This is a genomic window from Haloferula helveola (assembly GCF_037076345.1).
In the GTDB taxonomy this organism is placed as follows: domain Bacteria; phylum Verrucomicrobiota; class Verrucomicrobiia; order Verrucomicrobiales; family Akkermansiaceae; genus Haloferula; species Haloferula helveola.
Map to the genome: position 1 here is coordinate 4,940,107 of NZ_AP024702.1, position 21,706 is coordinate 4,961,812.

12 protein-coding genes are annotated in these 21,706 nt (G+C 62.3%); 5 read left to right on the forward strand and 7 right to left on the reverse strand.

Translation table 11 applies throughout. The features are described 5' to 3' along the window. Positions 1–4: 4 nt before the first annotated feature. Complete coding sequence (locus tag HAHE_RS18715; protein ID WP_338686612.1) at positions 5–562, reverse strand: ECF-type sigma factor; 558 nt, start codon at positions 560–562, stop codon at positions 5–7. A 244-nt stretch (positions 563–806) separates the two neighbouring features. Here HAHE_RS18715 and HAHE_RS18720 point away from each other — a divergent pair, with 244 nt between their 5' ends. From HAHE_RS18720 to HAHE_RS18730, 3 genes are all read left to right on the forward strand, one after another. Further along, positions 807–4,706, forward strand: coding sequence for a LamG-like jellyroll fold domain-containing protein (locus tag HAHE_RS18720; protein WP_338686613.1), 3,900 nt, complete (start codon positions 807–809; stop codon positions 4,704–4,706). Positions 4,707–4,852: 146 nt separating this feature from the next. Continuing rightward, positions 4,853–7,543: an RICIN domain-containing protein gene (locus tag HAHE_RS18725; RefSeq protein ID WP_338686615.1), complete on the forward strand. Its 2,691-nt coding sequence runs from the start codon at positions 4,853–4,855 to the stop codon at positions 7,541–7,543. A gap of 43 nt (positions 7,544–7,586) precedes the next feature. Continuing rightward, complete coding sequence (locus HAHE_RS18730) at positions 7,587–10,049, forward strand: alpha-L-arabinofuranosidase C-terminal domain-containing protein (protein WP_338686616.1); 2,463 nt, start codon at positions 7,587–7,589, stop codon at positions 10,047–10,049. A 194-nt stretch (positions 10,050–10,243) separates the two neighbouring features. Here HAHE_RS18730 and HAHE_RS18735 read toward each other — a convergent pair whose 3' ends face one another. After that, complete coding sequence (locus HAHE_RS18735) at positions 10,244–12,025, reverse strand: NPCBM/NEW2 domain-containing protein (RefSeq protein ID WP_338686617.1); 1,782 nt, start codon at positions 12,023–12,025, stop codon at positions 10,244–10,246. 285 nt (positions 12,026–12,310) lie between these two features. On the opposite strand from HAHE_RS18735, the gene HAHE_RS18740 reads away from it, so the two are divergent. Next, positions 12,311–13,096: a type II secretion system protein gene (locus tag HAHE_RS18740; RefSeq protein ID WP_338686618.1), complete on the forward strand. Its 786-nt coding sequence runs from the start codon at positions 12,311–12,313 to the stop codon at positions 13,094–13,096. Between the two features lie 107 nt (positions 13,097–13,203). Further along, on the forward strand, positions 13,204–14,226 hold the full coding sequence (locus tag HAHE_RS18745; protein ID WP_338686619.1) for a glycoside hydrolase family 43 protein: 1,023 nt from the start codon (positions 13,204–13,206) through the stop codon (positions 14,224–14,226). Positions 14,227–14,336: 110 nt separating this feature from the next. On the opposite strand, the gene HAHE_RS18750 is transcribed toward HAHE_RS18745, so the two are convergent. The 5 genes from HAHE_RS18750 to araA form a co-directional block, all read right to left on the reverse strand. Then, positions 14,337–16,454 carry a family 43 glycosylhydrolase gene (locus HAHE_RS18750; protein WP_338686620.1) on the reverse strand — a complete coding sequence of 706 codons (2,118 nt, stop codon included), beginning with the start codon at positions 16,452–16,454 and terminating at the stop codon, positions 14,337–14,339. A 64-nt stretch (positions 16,455–16,518) separates the two neighbouring features. Next, positions 16,519–18,243: a sodium:solute symporter gene (locus HAHE_RS18755; protein ID WP_338686622.1), complete on the reverse strand. Its 1,725-nt coding sequence runs from the start codon at positions 18,241–18,243 to the stop codon at positions 16,519–16,521. A gap of 19 nt (positions 18,244–18,262) precedes the next feature. Then, positions 18,263–18,979, reverse strand: coding sequence for an L-ribulose-5-phosphate 4-epimerase AraD (gene araD / locus HAHE_RS18760; RefSeq protein ID WP_338686624.1), 717 nt, complete (start codon positions 18,977–18,979; stop codon positions 18,263–18,265). Between the two features lie 19 nt (positions 18,980–18,998). Continuing rightward, positions 18,999–20,159 (reverse strand): aldose epimerase family protein, encoded by a 1,161-nt coding sequence (locus HAHE_RS18765; RefSeq protein WP_338686625.1) that lies wholly within the window; start codon positions 20,157–20,159, stop codon positions 18,999–19,001. Positions 20,160–20,185: 26 nt separating this feature from the next. Further along, complete coding sequence (araA, locus tag HAHE_RS18770) at positions 20,186–21,706, reverse strand: L-arabinose isomerase (protein WP_338686626.1); 1,521 nt, start codon at positions 21,704–21,706, stop codon at positions 20,186–20,188.

Here is a 21,706-nt window from a genome sequence, read left to right on the forward strand (position 1 = left end):
GCGGTCAGCACCGCTCGGTGATGATTTGGTAGAGCCGGCTGCGGGCGTAAGCCCACTTGCGCTCGATCGTCCGTTCCGCCACCTCGTCCATGGCGGCGATCTCCTTGTTCGTCAGGCCGCCGAAGAACTTGAGGGTGACGACGCGGGCGCTGTCCGGATCCTCTTTCTCGAGCGAGACGAGGGCTTCATCGACGTCGAGAATCCGGTCCTCCTGCGCGGTGTCGGCCACCTCGAGAGTGGAAATGTCGAGCTTGGGCCGGTCGGAACCCCGCTTGAGGCTGGATTTGGCCCGCGCCCGGTTGACGAGGATGTGCCGCATCGCGATCGCCGCGGCCCGGAAGAAATGGGCCCGGTCGTTCCACTTCTTGTCGGCATTGGCCGTCAGGCGCAGCCATGCCTCGTGGACGAGGGCGGTCGCCTGGATCGTCTGGCCGGGCGCCTGGCCGGACATCCGCTTGGTGGCCAGCGAGCGCAACTCGTCATAGACGAGGGGAAGCATTTCCTCGGAGACGTGAAGCGAATTGCCGCTCGCGGCTTCCAGGATTTTCTCGATTTCGCTCATTTCTGGAGGATCAAGGCGGCTTCAGCGCCCGAGGCGGTGAATTGGGGTTCCTTGATCGAATTTCTGGGGTTTCCCAATGAATACGAAGCCCCCCAACAGGGTGTCCATCCGAATCTGGGAGGTGGAAAGGGTCGGATCCAAGGAGTGTAGCCCCGCAGGTGGGCAATGACCATGTCGGGTTTCGGTGTCGGAATGTGTCTTTGGGGGTGACGACCGACGATTCGGACGGTCGCCAGAAACCCAGATGACCCAGTCTCTCCCAGACCCGCGCCCGATTCGGGTGGCGGCGTGGATCCCGCTGACCCTGATCGTTGCCTTGGGCACGGCGTGGTCGCAGGACCGGGACGTGTTCTTCGACACCAGCGATCCCGGTGTGACCAAGTCGATCCCGATCTGGGGGCTGGATCTCGCATGGCTCAGCGAAACCCATGTCCGCCGGGGCGCGATTTACATGGGGCAGCCGCAGGTGGACGTCATCCGCTGCTCGTTCACCGGCGACACACCGGTTGCCGGTGAAGATCTGACCGGGTCTGGGTTGACGGAATTCAACAACCGGCTGGCGATTGTCAATGCCTGGACGGATGCCCACACCCAGATCTACCTGAACAACGACACGGTTTCGCTCCATGCCTCCTACCAGGGAACCAACGGTGTGGACCCGTTCGCGTGGGCCGAGTTGATCAACGTCACCACTCAGAAGTTCAATACCGCCGGCCGCACGGTCGTCTCGGTTGCCCCCTTCAACGAGCCGGATTACACGACATGGCAAGGGGACTCGACGCGCCTCGGTGATGTCTGCTGGCAACTCCGGAACACCTTCGGCGCCGACATGGCCGGCATCCGCCTCTATGGTGCGAGCACGCTCAACAACGACCAGGCCGCGCCGTGGTACGACCCGCTGAACGGCTTCGGATTCATCGAGGAAGGATGTACGCACCAGCTCGCCGGCAGCTTCGACAGCTACGCGGCGTTTTTTCAATCGGTGGCCTCCAACGGTGACATCGGAATGAACGACGAACTCCACAACGTGATGGAGGCAATGGTCGGCGCCGAATACGGGATGGAGGGAGGAATCTGGTGGGGAACCGCGGAACTCACGCGCGGCGAATTCGTGAAGGCCAGCGATGGCCAACGGCTCGGATACGCCGAACACCGGCCGAACTGGACGGCTGCCTCCGTGTACCGGGCGCCCGACGGGCAGGTGCTGGGCTTTGTCGGAGAGTCGGAACGGCAGGCCGTTCCGACCACCTATCGCTTCTTCAGCAAGGACCGCCCCGTCTTCTACGACGGATACGGTCCACAGCGGTCCTATTCGGTGACCACGACAGGTGCTCCCGGCTACGGGACGACGGATCATCGCAACGCCGAGAAGATGGTGAGGATCACTTGGGGCGAGGACGTCCAGCCACCGGTCGATGGTCGCTACTACCTCGTAGCAAAGCACAGCGGCAAGGTGCTTGATGTGAACGGGGCGAGCATGGCTGGTGGCGCGAATGTCCAGCAATGGGCCTTCACCGGAAACGAGAATCAGCAATGGGACGTCCAGCCGCTGCCATCGACGGTGGGAGGTGACTACAGCTACTTCACGATCCGAGCCGTGCACAGCGGGCAGAGCCTTGACCTCCTCAACTCCTCCTACAACGACGGAGCGAACGTGATTCAGTTCGGCACCGGTGCCGGTGTGAACCAGCAGTGGTATCTCGAGTATGCGGGCGATGGCTATTTCCACATCCGCAACCGATGGAGCGGGAAGTTCCTCGATGTGAACCTGGGCGGAGCGGTCTCCGGAACGGCCAACGGGGCGAATGTGCAGCAATGGGCGGGTTCAGGTGGAGCGAACCAGCAATGGCGGCTCATTCCGGTGGGCGCCGCGGTCGAGTTCGCGGCTCCGGCCGCGCCAGCCAATCTGGTGGCAACGGCCAATGCGGTCACGGTCGATCTTTCCTGGACGGCAAACGGCGAGGCCGATCTCGCGGGCTACAATATCTACCGTGCGACTGATGCGGGCGGTCCTTTCGACATGATCGCGCGGGGCGTGACGGCGACCGCCTTCACCGATGAATCCGCGAACCAGCCCGTTCCCTACTTTTACAAGATCAAGGCGGTGGACGAATCGCTGAACCGGTCGCCCTACTCCGGCACGGTCAACGCCACCCCCAGCGGTGTGGATACACTGGTCACGCAGCTCGGATTCGAGGGGGATTCGGATGACGACTCCGGCAACGCCAACCACGCCGAGGCGACGGGGGGCGCAACATACGGACCCGGATGGATCGGGTCTCAGGCACTGGTGCTGGACGGCACGCAATCGGCCGTGCTTCCCGCCGAGATTGCCAATCACGGAGAGATCACGGTCGCCGCGTGGGTGCGCTGGGACGGTGGGTCGGATTGGCAGCGTATCTTCGACTTCGGCAACGGCATCGAGGAGTATCTCTACCTCAGTCCGAAAGCGGGCGGTGGAGGTTTGCGGTTTTCGATCAAGGATGGAGGTGTCGAACAGCAGCTCAACGCACCCGCCCTTGTCACGGGCGAGTGGGTGCACTTGGCAGTGACCTTGGGTCCGTCGACTTCGTGCCTCTACGTGAATGGATCGCTGGCCGACGAATCGACAGCGGTCACGCTCCGGCCTTCCGACTTCAAGCCGGCCCTCAATCTGATTGGAGCCAGCCAGTTTCCCGCGGATCCTTTCTTCGACGGATCGATCGATGACTTCCGGATCTACAACCACGCCCTCGATTCCTCCGCGATAGCCTCTTTGGCAGGTCAGACGACCACCCGCGCCTTCTGGACATTCGAGGATGGTGTGGCCGGTCAGGCGTTCACTCCCGACGGTCAGCCCAGCGGATCAGGAGGGGCGTTGGATACCGTGAACAGTCTGCTCTTGCGCGGCTTCGATTCGAATGTCGGCCCTTCCTGGACAGCTGCCGCTCCGCCCAACGGGGACGGACTGGCGATGGTTCTAGCGGACGGCAATCGGGACGGGTACGTCAGTGGGGGGGCGCTTCACGGCTGGTCGCCGACCCAGTGGACCATCGAGACCACAGTGCATCTCGAGGACCTGACAGGGTGGCGAACCCTGATCGGCCGCGATGGCTCGAGTGGCGGCGTGGCCGCCTCGGACTTCTACCTCCAGAACAACGGAATCGATGACCGGTTCCGTATCAACTTCCGCACCGTCGGTGGCGCACGTTGGACGCTCGACGGAAACTATTCGCCCCAGCTCGGCGCCTGGTATGCTCTGGCGGTTCGGAGCGATGGTTCGACCCTTTCGATGTGGCTCGATGACGGTAACGGCTACCAGCAGATCGGATCGCTCGACATTTCCGCCCAGAGTGTGGCGGACAACGCCCTCGCGCTGAGTGACTTTACGTGGACCTTCGGGCGGGGCTGGTTCGATGGCAACTTCGTCGATCACATCGACGGGAGCATGGATAACATCCGCTTCAGTTCGGCCGCGCTTCCGCCGGAAGAACTCATCGCACTCCTACCGATTCCTTCGGCACCTACAGGACTGGTCGCCGCTGCGGCGTCTTCCCAGTCGGCGGCGCTGAGTTGGGATTCCGAGGAGTCGGCCCTGAGCTACCGGGTGAAGCGTTCGGAAACGGAGGGCGGGCCCTTCGTCACGATTGCCTCGGGCATTGCCGACACCACCTATGAGGATGTCGGATTGGTTCCCGGGGCGACCTACTACTATGTCGTGAGCGCCGAGAATGGCACCGGAGAGGGACCAGACTCCGGCGAGCAGTCCGCCACCACGTGGACGCCTGGGGAGGAATGGCGGTTCGGTTTCTTCGGTTCGATTTCGTCGGCGGGAATCGCCGGGGATGATGAGGATCCGGACGGGGACGGGGTGAGCAACCTCTTCGAGCGCGCCTTCGGCGGCAATCCGCTGGCGGCCGACCAAGGGTTGATGCCATCGGTGGATCCTACCCAGCCGAAGCTGAGCATCATCTACCGGCGCGCGGTCGCGGCGACGGATCTCACTTTCGAGGTGGAGGAGAACACGGGTCTGGCAGGGTCATGGAGCCCCGCCGCCGGGAGCCAGGTAACTGTGGAAACGGTGTCAGGAGTGGAGTTCATCCGCTTCACCCGTCCGGCGGGTGGCGAGCCGAGATTGTTCCTTCGCGTCCGGGTTGACCCGTAGCCCTGAAAAGTTCGGAAGAATCAGGGATTCCGGTGTCGGGTTGAGCACCGAAAAGGCGTTCTCTTCAACATGAGGGAATCGTTTCCCTCGGACCCAAACCCTTTCGCTTCCGGCTCCCGGAGAGCGGCCAAGTTCGCAAGCAACCCATGAATCACGCACCGTCGGCAATCGTCGGCGCGGGCACCGGCATTCGCCCGGCCCGCGCGATCCCGACGCTTAGCCACCGGCGGGGGTGGTGGATCGCGGTTGCTGCGCTTCTGATGGTGTCATGCCTGGATGCCCTTCGGGCCGACCCGGTCCAACGGGTCGATCTGTCCGGTGAGTGGGATTTCTCCTACAAGGGGGCGTCGGCTGGGGAGCGAGTCGACACGGAGATCGAGGTTCCCGGCGGCGGTTGGTACAAGCAGGGCTTCCGGACATCCGAGGCCGACTATTCGCGCACCATTCACGTGCCGGATCGCGGCGCGCCGCAGGTGACGATCCTGAAATTCGGCGCGGTGAACTACCAGGCGGACCTGTTCGTCGACGGCCGGTTCGTCGCCACCAGCACCCAGGCCTACACGCCGGCGAGCTTCGACATCACCGGGCATGTGACTCCCGGCTCTGACCACCAGATCCGGCTACACGTCAAAGGGCACGACGCGCTCCTGAGCAGCACCGGTCGCTCCTTGGTTCCGAATGGGGCCGGTAGCTGGGCGAAGGAGTTTCTGCCCCAAGGAATCTTCCGTTCGGCGGAGCTGCTCATTTACCCCGAACTGTACATCGCCGACGCGTTCGTCCGGCCCTATGTGTCGAACACATCCCTGTGCTACGACGTCTGGATCCGAAACGCGTCCGACGAACCGAGAACGGTCGCGTTGGAAGGCAGCCTGAGTTCATGGAACGGTGACGCTTGGCCATACCCGTCGCTGCCGAAGCTGCCCATCAAGCTGCAGGCGAAGTCGACAACCAAGGTCACCGTGGGTCCGGTGAGTTGGGACCTCGGGGCCAAATCGTATTGGTGGCCGAACGTGCCGTACCAGGAGGGCTACACCGCCAAGCTCCACGATCTCCATCTCTCGCTCTCCGGAGGCGCATCGCACGAAAAGTCGGTGCGGTTCGGATTTCGCGAGTGCCGTCAGGAGAACAACATCTACACGCTGAACGGATGCCGGGTGAACTTCCGCGGCGACAGCTTGCAGGGCGCGAACTACGACCGCATCGACCACGACGGTCAGGGCAATGCCTTCGACACCTATCCCGGTTTCCTTCCCGGTCCGGAAGGATGGCCGAAGGCGGTCGATAACTTCCAGCGGCTCAACTACAACGTCGTCCGGATCCACCAGATTCCCGCCAGCCCCTACATGCTCGACGTGTGCGACGAGATGGGACTGATGATCATCGATGAAACCGGGATCCGCGGGGCGGGGGACCAGCAGGATTTCATCGAGGGACGTGAGAACATGGTCAATCACGTGCGCCAGCTCTTCGCCCGGGATCGCAATCACGCCTCGGTGGTCCGGCTGAGCATCAGCAACGAGCCGGACTGGAGCGCGACCGACAGCGTGGACTTCCAAGAGGCGCTGTATGCGGCGGCCATGGAAGTCGACGGCACCCGTCCGATCAGTATCGATGCGGCCGAGTATGACTACCAACCCGGCAGCAAACGCGGCGGCCTCGGTCATGCCAACTTCTCGTGCTTCCGCCACTACGGCACCGACAACCGGCAGTGGGGTCGCTACACCGACGAGGTGTTCTCCGTGGCCAACCGTCCTTTCGGATCAGGGGAGCATCTGTGGGACCGGGACAACACCGCGCAGGGTTTTCTGTGGTTCGCCACTTCGACGGCGAACATGCGCATCAAGGGCGCCTCCGACATACGCCCCTACACCTTGCTCTCCGCATGGGCGAGCGTGATCCCCGGGACCCGGACGCGCGACATGCGCCTTGAGAATCCGCCGTGGAATGACGAGGAGCTTTATCCGCTCTATGGTGAAGACAACTTGCCTGATCCGTGGGCCAATCCGCAGATCCGGCGGGTCCAGGCAGGGTTCCATCCGATGCTGGTGGCCGATGCGGCGTATTGGGATACCACGCGCCTCTCGAACACTGCGGGGGATTGGCCGGCGCATCCGCCGTATCTGTCGCCGGGATCCGAGGTTGCCCGCTCGCTCTCGGTCTTCAACGACATGTTTCACGGCGGCACATCCGTGGAGGTTTCCTGGGCGCTCCGGAACGGCTCGGCCGACGGCGAACTGGAAGAATCCGGATCCTTTACCGTCAATGTGCCCTACGGCTACAAGACGACTGAGCAGATCCGTTTTACGACCCCGGATGTTCCGAATGGAACCCCGCTCTATCTCGTGCTCTCGGCATCCAAAGAGGGCGTCGAAGTCTTCCGGGAGGAGAACCAGTGTTTCGTTGCGGGTGCCTATGATCTGCCGGACGGAATCTACAAGCTGGTCAACCGGAACAGCGGCAAAGCCCTCACGGCCCAGGACGGGCTCGGCGGCAATGTCGAACAGCGGATGTCGGTTTCCGACAATGCCCAGAAGTGGAGGCTGAAGAATCTCGGAGGCAACCGCTACCACATCATGAACGTCGCCAGTTCCCGCTATCTCGATGTGTACGGCGACTCGTTCAAGGACGGCGCGAATGTGGCCGTTTGGGATGCGACCGCGAAGCCGAACCAGGAGTGGACGATCGAGTTTGTCGGCAGCGGCTTCTACACCCTGCGGGCAGCCCACAGCAACCGGTGCCTCGATGTCTTCGAGGCATCGAATGCCAACGGAGCGAACGTCGTGCAGTGGACCGGAAACGGAGGGGCGAACCAGCAGTGGGCGTTCGAATCCCAATGACGGTCTCCCTGTGGCGATAGCGTCCGATTCCCCAACAAGCTTTATGAAAACAAACCCTTTGATCGCCGCCTGCTCCGTGCTGGCTGCGATACCGCTATTTTCCCCCGCCGCGGACGTGGAGATCACGGTCGATGTCGCGAACCCGTCGGTCGAACTCAGCCCTCATCTCTACGGTCTCTTTTTCGAGGACATCAACTTCGCGGCCGATGGTGGGCTTTATGCGGAACTGATCCAGAACCGGTCATTCGAATATCACGGGGTGAACGGCAATGATCCGGCGGGCCGGGACATGCATCCGCTTTTCGCTTGGGAGAAGGTCGAGCGCGACGGGGCCCGGTGCCTGCTGGAGGTGTCATCCGATTCTCCGATTCATGCCAACAATCCCCACCACGCCGTGCTGCGGATCAGCAAACCGGGGAGTGCGGGAATCCGGAATCTCGGGTTCGACGGCATCCGGCTCGACGACGGTGCACGCTATGACTTCTCGCTCTATGCCCGCGTGAGCGATTGGCAGGGGCCTGCGAGACTGGATGTCGTGATCGAGGATGCCAATGGCAAGGTCGCAGGGACGGCGAAGGTCGAGGGGATCGGTGAAGGCTGGGCGAAGTTCGATACGGAGATCTTCTCCCGACTGACTTCCGATGTCGGACGTCTGATCGTGTCGACGCCGGGGCAAGGCACGCTGCATCTGGACATGGTTTCTCTATTCCCGCAGGACACGTGGAAGGCCCGCAAGGGAGGGCTCCGAAAGGATCTGGTCGAGACGCTGCAGAATCTGAATCCGAAGTTCATGCGCTTCCCCGGTGGCTGCATCGCGCACGGTCAGGGACTGGAGAACGCCTACTCGTGGAAGGACACGGTCGGTGATGTCGCCGAGCGCAAGCCGAACTGGAATCTGTGGGGTTATCATCAGACCTACGGGCTCGGTTACTTCGAGTATTTCCTGCTCTGTGAGGACCTCGGAATGGCGCCGCTACCCGTGGTTCCGGTGGGGGTGTCCTGCGGATTCCGGCCGCCCCAGCAGGCGGTGCCGATGGAGGAAATGGATGGCTGCGTGCAGGACGCGCTCGATCTGATCGAGTTCGCCAACGGTCCGGTCGACAGCGAGTGGGGTGCCGTGCGCGCCGGGATGGGCCACCCGGAGCCCTTCGGTCTCGAGTTCATCTGCATCGGCAACGAGCCGCATGACAACGAGCTCTTTCGGGAGCGGTTTCCGCTATTCGTGAAGGCGGTTCGGGAGGCGCACCCCGATCTGAAGATCATCGGGACGTCGGGACTCGGTTGGCAGATCCCGATCTACGACCTGATGGCGGAGCAAGAGGTCTATAGCGCGGACGAGCACTACTACGAGAGCCCGGAATGGTTCCTCGGGAACGTGGCCCGCTTCGACTCGTTCGATCGGAGCAAGCCGAAGATTTTCATCGGCGAGTATGCCTCGAAGGGTAGCTCGATGTTCAACGCGGTGGCCGAGGCTGCCTACCTCACGGGTGTCGAGCGCAATGCGGACATTGTCGACATGACCTGCTACGCGCCCTTGTTCGGACATGCGCACCACAGCCAGTGGAATCCCGACATGATCTACTTCGACAAGCGAACCGTCGTCCGTTCCGCCAACTACCACGTCCAGCAGATGTTCTCACAGCACAAGGGCGACGTGTTTTTGCCGAACACCGTGCGGCGTGCCCGACACCATGCTGTCGCTACGGTTGCGGGTTCGGTCGGCTTCGGTTCATGGCGCACCAGCGTGGAGGTCGAGGATCTGAAGGTGAACGGTGTCGCGGTGGATCCTTCGCTTTGGAGGAGCCGGGGCGGACAGTTTCTCGGAGAAGGCAGCCGGTGGTCGCAGACGGATGTGGCATTCGAAGGAGCGCTGCGTCTGAGCAACGAACGTTATGCCGGAAAGACCGTCGCCTACACGCTACGAGCCAGGAAGACGGGCGGGGACGAAGGGTTCCTGATCGCTTTCGGCGGCAACAACCACGACGACACCTACTGGTGGAACCTGGGTGGCTGGAACAATTCCCTCCACGCGATCGAACAGATCCACTCCAGTGGAAACCGCCAGCTCGACCAGAAGCCCGGGGTGATCGAGTCCGGCCGCTGGTACGATCTGAAGATCGAGTTGGGCCCCGGGAACATCCGCTGTTTTCTCGATCAGGAGCTCGTCCATGACGTCCACCTTGATCCGCCTCCGGTCTGTCTTTCGTCCACGCTCGACCGGCGGACCGGTGAGGTGATTCTCAAGCTGGTCAATCCGACAGACGATCCGATGGAGGCGTCGATCACCTTGGAAGGGGTGGGGAGGGTGGACCCGGCCGCAACCTTGTTCTCGCTGTCAGGCGATCGTTCGGCGATAAACACGATCTTCCATCCGGACAGGGTCAGGATCGAGGAGAGCGATCTGGAAGTCGGAAGCGAGTTTGATCATACGCTGCCGGCGATGTCCGTTCAGTTCATCCGGATCAAGCGCCAAGGGGCTTCACCGGAGTCGACCGCGGGCGGTTGAGCGGAATGCCAACCGCGCCCGTGAGGCGCAGGCGGCATACTCCGAACCGCAAAGAGCCAAGGTCTTGTGGAGAGCGGCTTTGAAAGCCGCTGCACGGTTGCTTGGATCTCCCGACAAAGCGGGCGGCTTGCAAAGCCGCTCTCCCTATTTCAGCCGATTCGGGCGGCACCGCTGAGAGGCTCTAGCGAGCACTCTCAGGGCGTGGGCCGGAGGCGGTAAAGACCGGCTCCGTGGAGCGGGATGGTCTGGCTGAACTCGCCCTCGAATTCGCCGATGATCTCGCGCTTCCAGAGATCGCGCACCATCACCTTGCCCTCGATTCCGATGTCCTTCAGTTGGACCGCCACTTCGGTCTCGTCCTGAACTTGCTCACCACCCCGGTCGACAAGAACGCCAAAGACCACGGACCCCTTGTTGGTCACGACGCCCTTCGCGGTGAAGCGGTCGAAACCTTCGGGAAGATCGTAAACGATCATCGAGTTGGAGTGGGTGCCAATGCCCCCGACTTCCTGCCCGTCGACCATCAATGGCTGGTCCTCGCAGGTGCGGTTCACGCGGGGCTGTCCCCATCCGGAGTCCGCCTGGCTCCAGGTCAGTTCGGTCAGTTTGCGCTCGCCCGAAGGACCGCGAAGAACCGGATCGACCCACACGGCGTGGTCGAACTCGAAGCCGTCGCCGGCATCCTTCACATAGAGGACGAGCCTTTTGCCGTCCTTCAACGAAACCTCGACTTCTTGGGAACGTCCGAGGCCGGCGATCACCGGGCTGGCGTAGTCCGCATTGGCGAAATCCAGCTCCTCTCCCTTGCTCTGCGCGTTGAAGAGAGCGACGTATTTGTCTTCGCTCCCCACGGCGTCGGCCGTCCAGACGATCAGGTTCTTCTTGCGGTAGACCTGACGGTTGTTGGTGCTGTTCTGGTTGAGTTCCAGCATCTCGGGGTTGGTCAGCATCTCTTTCGTGAAGTCATCCAGCCTCGTCATGTCGCCACCGAAGATCAGGGGTGAGCGGGCGATGCTCCACAGCGACATCAGGGTGTACTGTTCGTCGCGGGTGAAGTGGGTCGGTCGGTCGAACTCGACGATTCCAATGGGGAGCATGTCGGCATCCGGGAAGTGCCCGGGTCCCCGGAACGGCGTCCATGCGTCGGTCCTCTCGAACATCGCGTAGAGCAATCCCCAGCGGTCCCAGAAGTCGTCGGTGATCCGCCACATGTTCGCGTGCGCCATGACGTGGGGGCCGGCGGTGACCGGAGTCGCACCCGGAGAGAGGCTGAGCACGATCTTTCGGCCGGTTTTGGTGATCGCCTTGCGGATCGCCTCGATCTCGGCCCGCTGGACCTCGTCGTAAGGTCGCGAGATGTCATCGACCTTGACGAAGTCGACACCCCACGAGGCATAGAGAGCGAAGATCGAATCGTAGTAGGCCTGGCCGCCGGCCTTGGTCGCGTCGACACCGAACATGTCCGGATTCCACGGGCAGATGGAGTCGGTGTTGGCGATGTCGCGAGCCCGGAGGTCGGTTCCGAGCACCGGTGTGTTCGCTTCGACCGCCTGCCGGGGGATGCCCCTCATGATGTGAATGCCGAACCGCAGCCCCTTCGAATGGACGAAGTCCGCCAGCGGCTTGAAACCCTTGCCGCCGGCGGCGGAGGGAAAGCGGTTCTCCGCAGGAATTAGGCGGCTGTGATCGTCCATCGCCAGCTCCGCGCCCGGCGTGTAGTAGTGACCTTTCGCATTCGGCTCGTACCACTGGATGTCGACCGTCAGGATGTCGTAGCCGGAGGGCAGGAGGTGCTCGGCCATGGCGTCCGCCTGTTCGCGGATCTGGGCCTCGGTCACACTGGTGCCGAAAATGTCCCAGCTGTTCCAACCCAGCGGCGGCTTCTCGGCCCATTCATGGAAGTGGCCGGGTGATTCCGCAGGAGCTGCGGCGGCCAATAGGTTGAGGAAACTTAGGGAGAGAAGAAATCGGGTCATCGGGTGGAGGTGTTGGGAATCACGGACGGGTTTGCCGGGGCATTCCAAGACTTGGATTTTACCGCCGGGCGCGCCCCGTAGAAACGGATTTTGGCCCGGAATCCCGACAGTTTCATGGAAAATGGGCGCAATCTTCGATGCGAATGTCGGGTTTGCGGCCTGGACCGGGTTCTCATGAGGTGAAGGGGATGAGATCCTCGAAACCCATCACCATCCGGTGATCTACCCATTTGGGCCAATCCCCAATTTGTGGTATTTTCTCATTACGCCAACCAACCCACTGAAATGAAGCAAACCCATCGTCAAACCCGTCGCGGTTTCACTCTCATCGAACTGATGGTCGTGATCGTGATCGTCGCGGCCCTCGTCGCGATCTCTTTCGTCGTCGGCAAGCGGGCCATCCGTGCCTCGCGCACCGCCGCCGAGCTCAGCAATCTCCGCCAGGCGGCTCTTGCGGTGAGCGCCTACTCGACCGACATCGGATACTTCCCCGCAGGCTACAACTGGACCTCGGGCAAGTCGTGGGCCACGGCAACCTTGGAGTACACGCTCGGCGAGGGTGGTGGATCGATCCAGGGTGACACCTTCCGTTCTCCGGTCCTGAACGTGAAAGTGGATCCGGGTGCTGACTGGACCGTTACTCATTTCGGTGGTAATCCGTATGTTTTCGCCGACTCGGGTCCGCCGGACCGGAATACCGGAGAAGCGGCGCCGAAGTGGCGCGTTACCCAGAACCGCCTGATGCGCCCGGCCGAGCAGTTCCTTCTTTGCAGCATGCCGCCCGCGGGTGAGGACGCCCAGTACAAGTCCGCGCACGCCATCGCTTGGGCGATGCGCAACATGGCGGGAGGCGGTTTTCCGGCCGATGGTACGGTTCCAAAAAGCAACCGTAACCTTGCCCAGAAGCCTCTGAAGCTGCCCGACGGCCTAGCCGATGAGCAGCAGTACAATGACCTTCCCGACTTCTTCCGCTTCGGCGACGGCAAGGGGATGTTCGTCTTCGCCGACGGCCACGTGGAGCGGATGGCTCCGGGTGACCTGAAGCAGAAGCATTTGGCAATTTCTTACTGATCGATGGGATCGTTACGAAGCGCTTGGGGTATTCATGGACCCCAAGCGCTTTTTCGTATCGTTCGGGACCGCCCTTCTGACATCCTGCTGCGATTCTACCTGTCACGATGAAACCTCCGCCTGTCTTCCCGTCTTTCCTGGTGGTCGCTTCGTTGCTTTCTTGTGCCGTCGCCTACGCGGCCGATTGGACCAATCCAATCCTGCCGAAGCGTGCCGACCCACACGTTTTCCTGCACAGCGACGGCTACTACTACATGGCTGCGACCGTGCCGGAGTATGACCGCATCGAGCTGCGTCGCGCGAAAACCATCGGTGGGCTCTCGAAGGCATCGCCGGAGACCGTTTGGCGAAAGCACGACAAGGGAGCCATGGGGGCGCACATCTGGGCCCCGGAGATCCACCATATCGACGGTCGTTGGTATCTCTACTTCACCGCAGCTCCGGCCGAGCATGTCTGGGATATCCGTCCGCATGTGATGGAGTGCGCCGGTCCGAATCCACTGACCGGCAAGTGGATTGAGAAGGGGAAGATCAAGCTTGCGTGGGAGTCCTTCTCCCTCGATGCGACTACCTTCAGCTACAAGGGAACGCGCTACTACGTCTGGACGCAGCGCGGCGCGCCGCCCTACGACGGTACGAACATCTACATCGCCAAGATGGACAGTCCGACCTCGATCACCGGAGAGCCGGTGATGCTCACCCATCCCGAATATGATTGGGAGAATCGCGGGCATCGGGTGAACGAAGGGCCTGCCGTGTTGATCCGCCACGGCAAGGTCTTCATGACCTACTCGGCCAGCGCTACGGATGCGAACTACTGCCTGGGCATGCTGACCGCCGATGCGGATGCCGACCTGCTCGATCCGAAGTCATGGAGCAAGTCACGGAAGCCCGTGCTCAAGACGAGTCGGGAGAACAGCCAGTTCGGCACCGGGCACAACTGTTTCACCACGACGCCCGACGGCAAGACGGACATCATTTTCTACCACGCCCGCAGCTACGAGCACATCGACGGTGAGCCGCTCTACAACCACGACCGCGCCACGCGGGCCCAGTTGGTCAAGTGGGCCGCGGATGGCACGCCGGTGTTCGGAGAACCGGTTCCGGACGGACCCTACGAACTGCCGTAGCGGCAGTTGGAGAGGACGGCCTTTTAAGCCGCTGCATCTCTCGTATCGATTCCCAGCGATGAGCGGATTGAAAAGCCGCTCTCCTGATTCGGGAAGAATCTGCAACCGCCCTACTTCCGGGTCACTCCGGAATGGGTCGGCGTCACCTGGCGGATGTAGCCGTTCTCGTCGAACTCCATCCGGTCGATGCAGATCTCACGGTGGAAGCCGGCGCGGTCGCCCATCTCGATCCCGTGGGGGTAGGTGAAGCGGTGGTAAACGAGATAGTGCTCGTCGGTTCCGGGGACGGAGATGCTGGAGTTGTGCCCCGTGCCGAAGATGCCTTCATCATCGTGGCGGGCGATCACGAGGTTGTTCTCCGGGATTTCCAGCGGTCCTAGCGGGGTCTTCGCCATCGCGTAACGCACCCGGTAGTTCGGGCTCCGGGTGTCGTCCTCCGACCACAGGAAGTAGTAGGTGCCCTTGCGATAGAAGATGTGAATTCCCTCACGGAAAGTCTCATCCGGCGTGAGCACCTTCACGGTCCGGCGGTTCACGCTCGCCATGTCGGCGCTGAGTTCGCCCGCGGCGAGATACCCGTTTCCCCAGTAGAGATAGCATTTGCCGGACTCCGGGTCCTCGAAGACGTCCGGATCGATCTCCTGGCCGCCGGTGACACCGCGGGGCTTGAAGTCGACGATCGGTTTTCCGAGATCACGGAAGGGGCCGGTCGGTTCGTCGGAGGCGGCCACGCCGATCTTCTGGGCTGCCGTGAAGTAGTAGAAGTAGCGATACTTGCCGTTGATCTTGCGCTCGATCATGCACGGAGCCCAGGCGTTGCGGTCGGCCCACTTCACGTCCTTCCCGAGGTCGAGGATGACTCCCTCGTCGGTCCAGTTAACAAGGTCGGGCGACGAGAAGGCCTTGAAGTAGGTGCCGGACCAGCCGTCGTAGCCGTCGCTGGTGGGGTAGATGAAGAACTTCTTCTCCTTCTCGGACCAGATGGTGTCGGGATCGGCGAAGTAGCCATTGAGCACCGGGTTGTGATTCTCGACGGCCGAAACCTCGAGGGTGCGGTCGGCGCCGATATGGTAGACAACCGGTCCTTTGGAAAAGTCCTGGGGGCCCTTCGGCTTGATCTCGGCTCCGGAGTTCGTCGTGAGTTGTGGATCGAATGCCTTCAGGTCGGTGCCGGGCATCACGGGCAGCTCAACGGTTCCGGCTGCCGTGTCGACGACGATGTTCCGGGTCTTCACCTGAGGTGAATCGGAGCCAATCTCGAATTTGCCCCACTTTCCGATCAAGGAAGCCATCTCCTCTTTCGTTACCGGCAGGACCGATCCGTGGCGGACGGGATGGAAGGGGAACTTCATGGCATCGCGTTCGACAAATTCGCCGCCGGCGAGGTCGTCGGTGACGTATGGCTGGTAGCCACGGCCGGTGGCATACCAATCGAGAAGCAGGCACCACTTGCCGTCCTCGCCGGGCTTGTTCGATTTGAGGCGGAAGCACGCGGGGCCCTCGTAACCGGTAAGCCGCCCCAGGGAGAAGTCGGGCATGTCTTCCCAACCCGTCATCAGGTTCTTGCTCTTCTCAAGGGTGATCGCCTTATGCTTCTCGTCCTTGGTGAAGCGGTAGTAGGTCCCCTGATCGCGGACGATGGTCGTGTCGATCACGGTGGTCGGCTTCTCGATATAGACGAAGGGCTTGCCGAAGGTGCGGAAGTCCTTGGTGTGCGCGGCCCAGATTCGTTGCTTGCCGAAGTCGTCGTCCGAAGTCGTGGACGCCCAGAACACCATGTACTCGCCACGTTGTTCGTCGTAGATCGCCTCCGGCGCCCAGGTGCATCCGGCGGTGTCGGGCGCGACCTTGACCAGGCGCGGTTCGGACCAGTCGAGCAGGTTCTTTGATTCCCAGACGACCAGTGACTTGCTGCCGCCACGGACCGCGCGGCCCCAGTCATGTTTGGTCAGGTTGATCGAAAGGTCGGTCGCGATCAGGAAGAACTTCGAGCGGTCCGGTGACGGCAGGATGTAGGGATCCCGGACTCCTTTTTCGCCGACGTGGCTGACGAGGACGGGTTCGCCGTGGTTCAGTTGCTGCCAGTCCAGGCCGTCCTCACTGACCATGAAGTGGATCTGCTCGCTCATCGGCGTGGCTTCACCACGGAAGGTGAGGAACAGGTAGCCTCCGTCCTGGGCGAGGGCGGAGAGGGTCGTGAGGGCAAGTGAGGCGATGAGGGTTTTCACGATGGGTCGAAAGGATGCGGGACCGGCGCGGGCAATCGCCGGTCCCGTGAGTTTACGAGAGCTATCAGCTCAGCCAGAAGCTGAAGTAGAGATAGCCGACGAGGATGATGAGGATCACTGCGGCAGTGCCGAGATAGTCGCTGAGGCCGATGGAGTCCTTCCACGTTTTCTTCGCCTCGGGGCTCAGGGTCGACATGGTGAGGTTCTTCAGTTTCTCCTCGGACGGAGGAGGGGTTGCGAGGGAAACCCCGACAATCACCAGCACGCTCAGCAGGGTGAGCCATCCGCAGGCGTAGTAGCCGTTGTAGTCACCGATCTTGAACAGCAGGGTTCCTTCTTCAAGTGTGCCTGACTTCGAAAGCGTCTGGACGGTGAGCTTGAACATCCCGGCGATGAAGCCGGTGAGCAGCCCTACGAAGGCACCCGAAGCGTTCACTCGCTTGACGAACAGGCCGAGGATGAAGACCGCGAAAATCGGCGGTGCGAGGAATCCCTGGAAGTTCTGGAGGTAGTCGTAGAGCCCCTTGCTCTTCTCCGAGATCACCTTCATGACCGGAATCCAGATCAGGCCGAAGCCGACGACGACGATGGTCGCGATCCGACCGACGCGGACCAGCTTGGTCTCGCTCTGGCCGGGGCGGAGCTTGTCGTAGATGTCGACCGTGAACAGGGTCGCGCAGGAGTTAAACAGCGAGGCGAGCGAGGACATCAGGGCCGACATCAGGCCGGCCACCACGAGACCGCGAAGTCCGAGCGGAAGCAGCGAGGCGACCATGGTCGGGAAGATCGTGTCGCCGGCGAGGTTGCCTTCGCCGTCGGTCGGAATCACGATGGCTCCCTTCTGGTGAAGCGCCCATCCGATCATGCCGGGGACGAGGAAGATGAAGACCGGGAAGATCTTGAGCGCGCCGCCCCAGATCGCACCGCGTCGGGCGTTCTTGAGGTCCTTCGAGGCGAGCGTGCGCTGGACGATGTATTGGTCAGTACACCAGTACCACACACCGATGATGACCGAGGCGATCATTACGCCGAGCCACGGGAAGTTGAGGTCGCTGAGCGGACGCCACAGGGCGAAGGCTTCGGCGTTGGGCTTGGCGGTGGCGACGAGTTCGGACCAGCCGCCGAGTTTGCCGAGGCCGAACAGCGTGATGAAGGCCGAGCCGACCAGCAGCACCGCGGTCTGCGCGACCTCGGTGTAGATGACGGCTCGGAGGCCGCCAAAGATCGTGTAGATCCCGGTCAGTATTACGGTAGTGAAGGCGCCGACCCAGAACGCGTTCTCGGCCCACTGTTCGGGCGGCCCGAACTGGAAGGTGTCGGGCAGCAGCGTCTGGAAGACAATCGCACCGGCGTAAACCGTCACCGACACCTTGGTGAAGATGTAGGCGATCAGGGAAACGATCGAGAGCACCCAGCGGGAGCGGGCGTCGAAGCGCTTCTCGAGGAACTCGGGCATCGTGAAGACACCGGAGCTGTAGTAGAAGGGCACGAAGAACCAGGCGAGCAGCAGCAGCACCCAGCCCTGCATCTCCCAGTGAGCCTGGGCGAGGCCGTTGTTGGCGCCGGAGCCGGCGAGTCCGACGATGTGTTCGGAGCCGATGTTCGATGCGAAGATCGAGCAACCGACGACGAACCATCCGGCATGCCGTCCCGCGAGGAAGTAGTCGGCCGTGCTCTTCTGCTGCTTGGACGACCAGTAGACGATGCCGACCAGCAGGCAGAAATACAGCCCGATGACCGTCCAATCGATACCGGACAGCTGGGGCAGGGTTGAGGCGATGTAGTGCATGGGTTGTGTGGGTTTGGGGTCAGGATTGAGAGGTTTTCGGCTGTCCGTAGTAGGCGCCGGGTCCGTGCTTGCGGAAGAAGTGCTTGTTCAGGAGATGCTCGGGGGCTTGTGGTGCGGAGGGGTTCACCGCGAGGGTCTTGATGGCCATGTCGGCCACGATTTCGAGAGCTTGCGCGGTTTCGACGGCCTTGGCTCCGCTCGGTCCCCAGGCGAAGGGGCCGTGGTTGCGGACGAGGACGGCGGGCACGTTCAGCGGATCGATTTCGGCGGCCTTGAAGCGCTCGACGATGACCTGGCCGGTTTCCCATTCGTAGTCGCCCCCGACTTCCTCCGGAGTCATGCCGCGCGTGACCGGCACCGGACCGTGGAAGTAGTCGCAGTGGGTGGTGCCGAAGCACGGCAGGTCCACACCGGCCTGTGCGAAGGCGACCGCCGAGCGCGAGTGGGTGTGAACGACCGAACGGATGCCGGGGAAGTTCAGGAACAGGCAGCGGTGGGTCGGCGTGTCCGACGACGGGCGCAGGTCGCCTTCGACCGTGTTGCCGTCGAAATCGAGGATCACCATGTCGGCGGCGGTCAGCTCGGTGTAATCGACGCCGCTCGGCTTGATGGCGAAGACCCGCCGTTCCGGATCGGCCACCGAGACATTCCCGAAGGTGAGGTCGACGAGACCCGTCTTCGGCAAGGCCAGGTTGGCGGCGAGGCACTCCTCGCGGATGGCGTTGTAGTCGGACATGGCTGGGTGAAGTCGACGGTTACTCGGCCGAGAACTTGTGAACCATCACGTGCTTGTAGGTCTCGCCTGGGCGAAGAACCGAACTCGGGAAGGTCGGTTGATTGGGAGCGTCCGGGAAGTTCTCGGTTTCGAGGCAGAGTCCGGTGCGGTGTCCGTATTTCACCCCGCCTTTGCCGACCACGGTGCCATCGAGGAAGTTTCCGCCATAGAACTGGATCGCCGGCTGGTCGGTGAAGATCTCCATGACGCGACCGGACTTGGGATCCTTGAGGCGGGCGGCAAGGCGTACGCCGTCCTTTTCGGTGAGGACCCAGCAGTGGTCGTATCCACCACCCAGCTTCAGGGCCTCGAAGTCCGTCTCAACCCGGTCGCCGATCGCGGTCGCCTTGATGAAGTCCATCGGCGTTCCGCTCACCGGAGCGAGCTCGCCGGTCGGAATCAGTCCCGCATCGGTGGTCAGATAACGGTCGGCATCGAGTGCGAGAAGGTGGTCGTTGATCGATGTGTTCGGCTCGCCACTGAGGTTCCAGTAGGTGTGGTGGACGATGTTGAGCACGGTCGGTGCGTCGGTGGTGGCTTCGGCCTCCCACTTCAGCTCGTTGTCTTCCGTAAGCGTGTAGGTGACCTTCGAGGTGAGCGTGCCGGGATAGCCTTCCTCGCCGTCCTTCGATACGTAGGTGAAGACCACCGCGTTATTCGCTTCATCGACTTCGCCTGACCACATCACGCGGTTGAAGCCGTCCTCGCCTCCGTGAAGGTGGCAGGGGATGCCGCCGGGTTCATTGTTGGTGGCGAGCGTGTATTCCTTGCCGTCGAGCGTGAACTTGCCATCGGCGATGCGGTTGCCGAAACGGCCGACGGTGGCGCCGAAATACGGGTTGCCGTCGGACAGGTATCCGGCCGGATCATCGAAGCCGAGGGTGACGTCGGCGAGCTTGCCGTCCTTGTCCGGCACCTCCAGCGAGACGAGCGTCGCGCCGAGATCCGTGATCGTTGCCTTCAGTCCGTTGGCGTTGGTCAGCGTGTAGAGTTTGGCTTTCCCTCCATCGGGAAGTTCGCCGAACTCGCTAACAACGATGCCGGCGTTGACGGTCGGGGTGGACTCGGGCTTTTCGCAGCTAAGTTGGGTCATCGCTAGGGCAACGGATGTTGAGGAGAGAATGAGGCGTGTGGAGTTCATGGGTTGTTGGGAAGGTTTGTTCGGGTTCAGCCGGTGATGCCCTGGCCAAGGTGGTAATAGAGATCGTTCTGCCGGAGCTCGTTCTTGTAGCCGCGCAGCTTGGTGTCTTCGTCGATCACACTCAGTTCGACCTTCGCCATTTCGGAGAAGTCCTCGAGGTGTTCGGACGTGAGCGCGTAGGAAAGGACGGTGTGGTGGGCGCCTCCGGCGTGGATCCAGGCCGCGGTGGCGGTCTTGAGGTCGGGCAGGGGTTTCCACAGCACCCGGGCAACCGGGAGCTTCGGCAGGTCGTGAAGCGGGGCAACGCAGTCGACCTCGTTGACGAGGAACCGGTGACGGTTGCCGAGATCGATGATCGAGCCGTTGACGGCCTTGCCGGCTCCGCAGTCGAAGACCATGCGGCAGGGGTCCTCCTTGCCGCCGATACCCAGCGGGTGGACTTCGATCTTCGGAGTTTCGTTGGCGATCGACGGGCAGATCTCGAGCATGTGCGCGCCGAGGATCAGCGGGTTCTGCGGATCGAGGTGATAGGTGTAGTCCTCCATGAAGGAGGTCCCGCCCTCGAGGCCATGGGCCATGACTTTCATCACCCGGGTCAGGGCGGCGGTCTTCCAATCGCCTTCGCCGGCGAAGCCGTAGCCGTCTTCCATCAGCCGCTGGACCGCGAGGCCGGGCAGCTGCTTCATGCCATGGAGGTCTTCGAAGGTCGTGGTGAAGGCGGTCGCACCCAATTCTTCGAGGAGCGCGCGGAGACCGATCTCGATCGCCGCCGAGTCGCGTAGCGACTGGTGGCGCGCACCGCCCTTTTTCAGTTCGTCGGAGACGCGATACTTCTCCTCATACAGCGCGCAAAGGCTGTCGACCTCGGTATCGGTGACACTGTCGATCTTGGCGACGAGGTCGCCGATGCCCCACGTGTTGACTTCCCAGCCGAACCGGATCTGGGCCGAGACCTTGTCGCCCTCGGTGACCGAAACGTAGCGCATGTTGTCGCCGATGCGGGCTACCTTGAGCGTCCGCGAGGCGTGCCAACCGCGTGCCGCACGCGACCAGGCGGCGAGCCGCTCGTGAACCTCCGGGTCTTCCCAGTGGCCGACCACCACCTTGCGCGGGTAGCGCAGGCGGGCGCCGATGTGACCGAACTCGCGGCCGCCGTGGGCGGTCTGGTTCAGGTTCATGAAATCCATGTCGATCTCACCCCACGGGATGTCCCGGTTGAACTGCGTGTGGAGGTCGGCGAGCGGCTTGCGCAGGATTTCCAAGCCCTCGATCCACATCTTCGCGGGCGAGAAGGTGTGCATCCATGCGATGATGCCGATGCAGTTTGCCGACGAGTTCGCGTCGATCGCGAGCTGCGTGATCTCCTCGGCCGATTTCAGGACCGGCTTGAAGACGATGCGGTGGGGCAGGGCACCCGACGTGTTGAGCGCGTCGACTACGGCCGCCGAGTGGCGGTCCACCTGCTCGAGGGCTTCAGGGCCGTAGAGGTGCTGGGAGCCGGTGACGAACCAGATCTCGAGTTCGTCGAAGTTGTTGATGTCGGACAT

Excerpts from the sequence above, each read along its gene's own strand:
- araD (WP_338686624.1), bottom strand. The coding sequence starts at position 18,979 with ATGTCCGACTACAACGCCATCCGCGAGGAGTGCCTCGCCGCCAACCTG.
- HAHE_RS18720 (WP_338686613.1), top strand. The coding sequence starts at position 807 with ATGACCCAGTCTCTCCCAGACCCGCGCCCGATTCGGGTGGCGGCGTGG.
- HAHE_RS18755 (WP_338686622.1), bottom strand. The coding sequence starts at position 18,243 with ATGCACTACATCGCCTCAACCCTGCCCCAGCTGTCCGGTATCGATTGG.
- HAHE_RS18730 (WP_338686616.1), top strand. The coding sequence starts at position 7,587 with ATGAAAACAAACCCTTTGATCGCCGCCTGCTCCGTGCTGGCTGCGATA.
- araA (WP_338686626.1), bottom strand. The coding sequence starts at position 21,706 with ATGTCCGACATCAACAACTTCGACGAACTCGAGATCTGGTTCGTCACC.
- HAHE_RS18725 (WP_338686615.1), top strand. The coding sequence starts at position 4,853 with ATGAATCACGCACCGTCGGCAATCGTCGGCGCGGGCACCGGCATTCGC.
- HAHE_RS18735 (WP_338686617.1), bottom strand. The coding sequence starts at position 12,025 with ATGACCCGATTTCTTCTCTCCCTAAGTTTCCTCAACCTATTGGCCGCC.
- HAHE_RS18740 (WP_338686618.1), top strand. The coding sequence starts at position 12,311 with ATGAAGCAAACCCATCGTCAAACCCGTCGCGGTTTCACTCTCATCGAA.
- HAHE_RS18745 (WP_338686619.1), top strand. The coding sequence starts at position 13,204 with ATGAAACCTCCGCCTGTCTTCCCGTCTTTCCTGGTGGTCGCTTCGTTG.
- HAHE_RS18765 (WP_338686625.1), bottom strand. The coding sequence starts at position 20,159 with ATGAACTCCACACGCCTCATTCTCTCCTCAACATCCGTTGCCCTAGCG.
- HAHE_RS18715 (WP_338686612.1), bottom strand. The coding sequence starts at position 562 with ATGAGCGAAATCGAGAAAATCCTGGAAGCCGCGAGCGGCAATTCGCTT.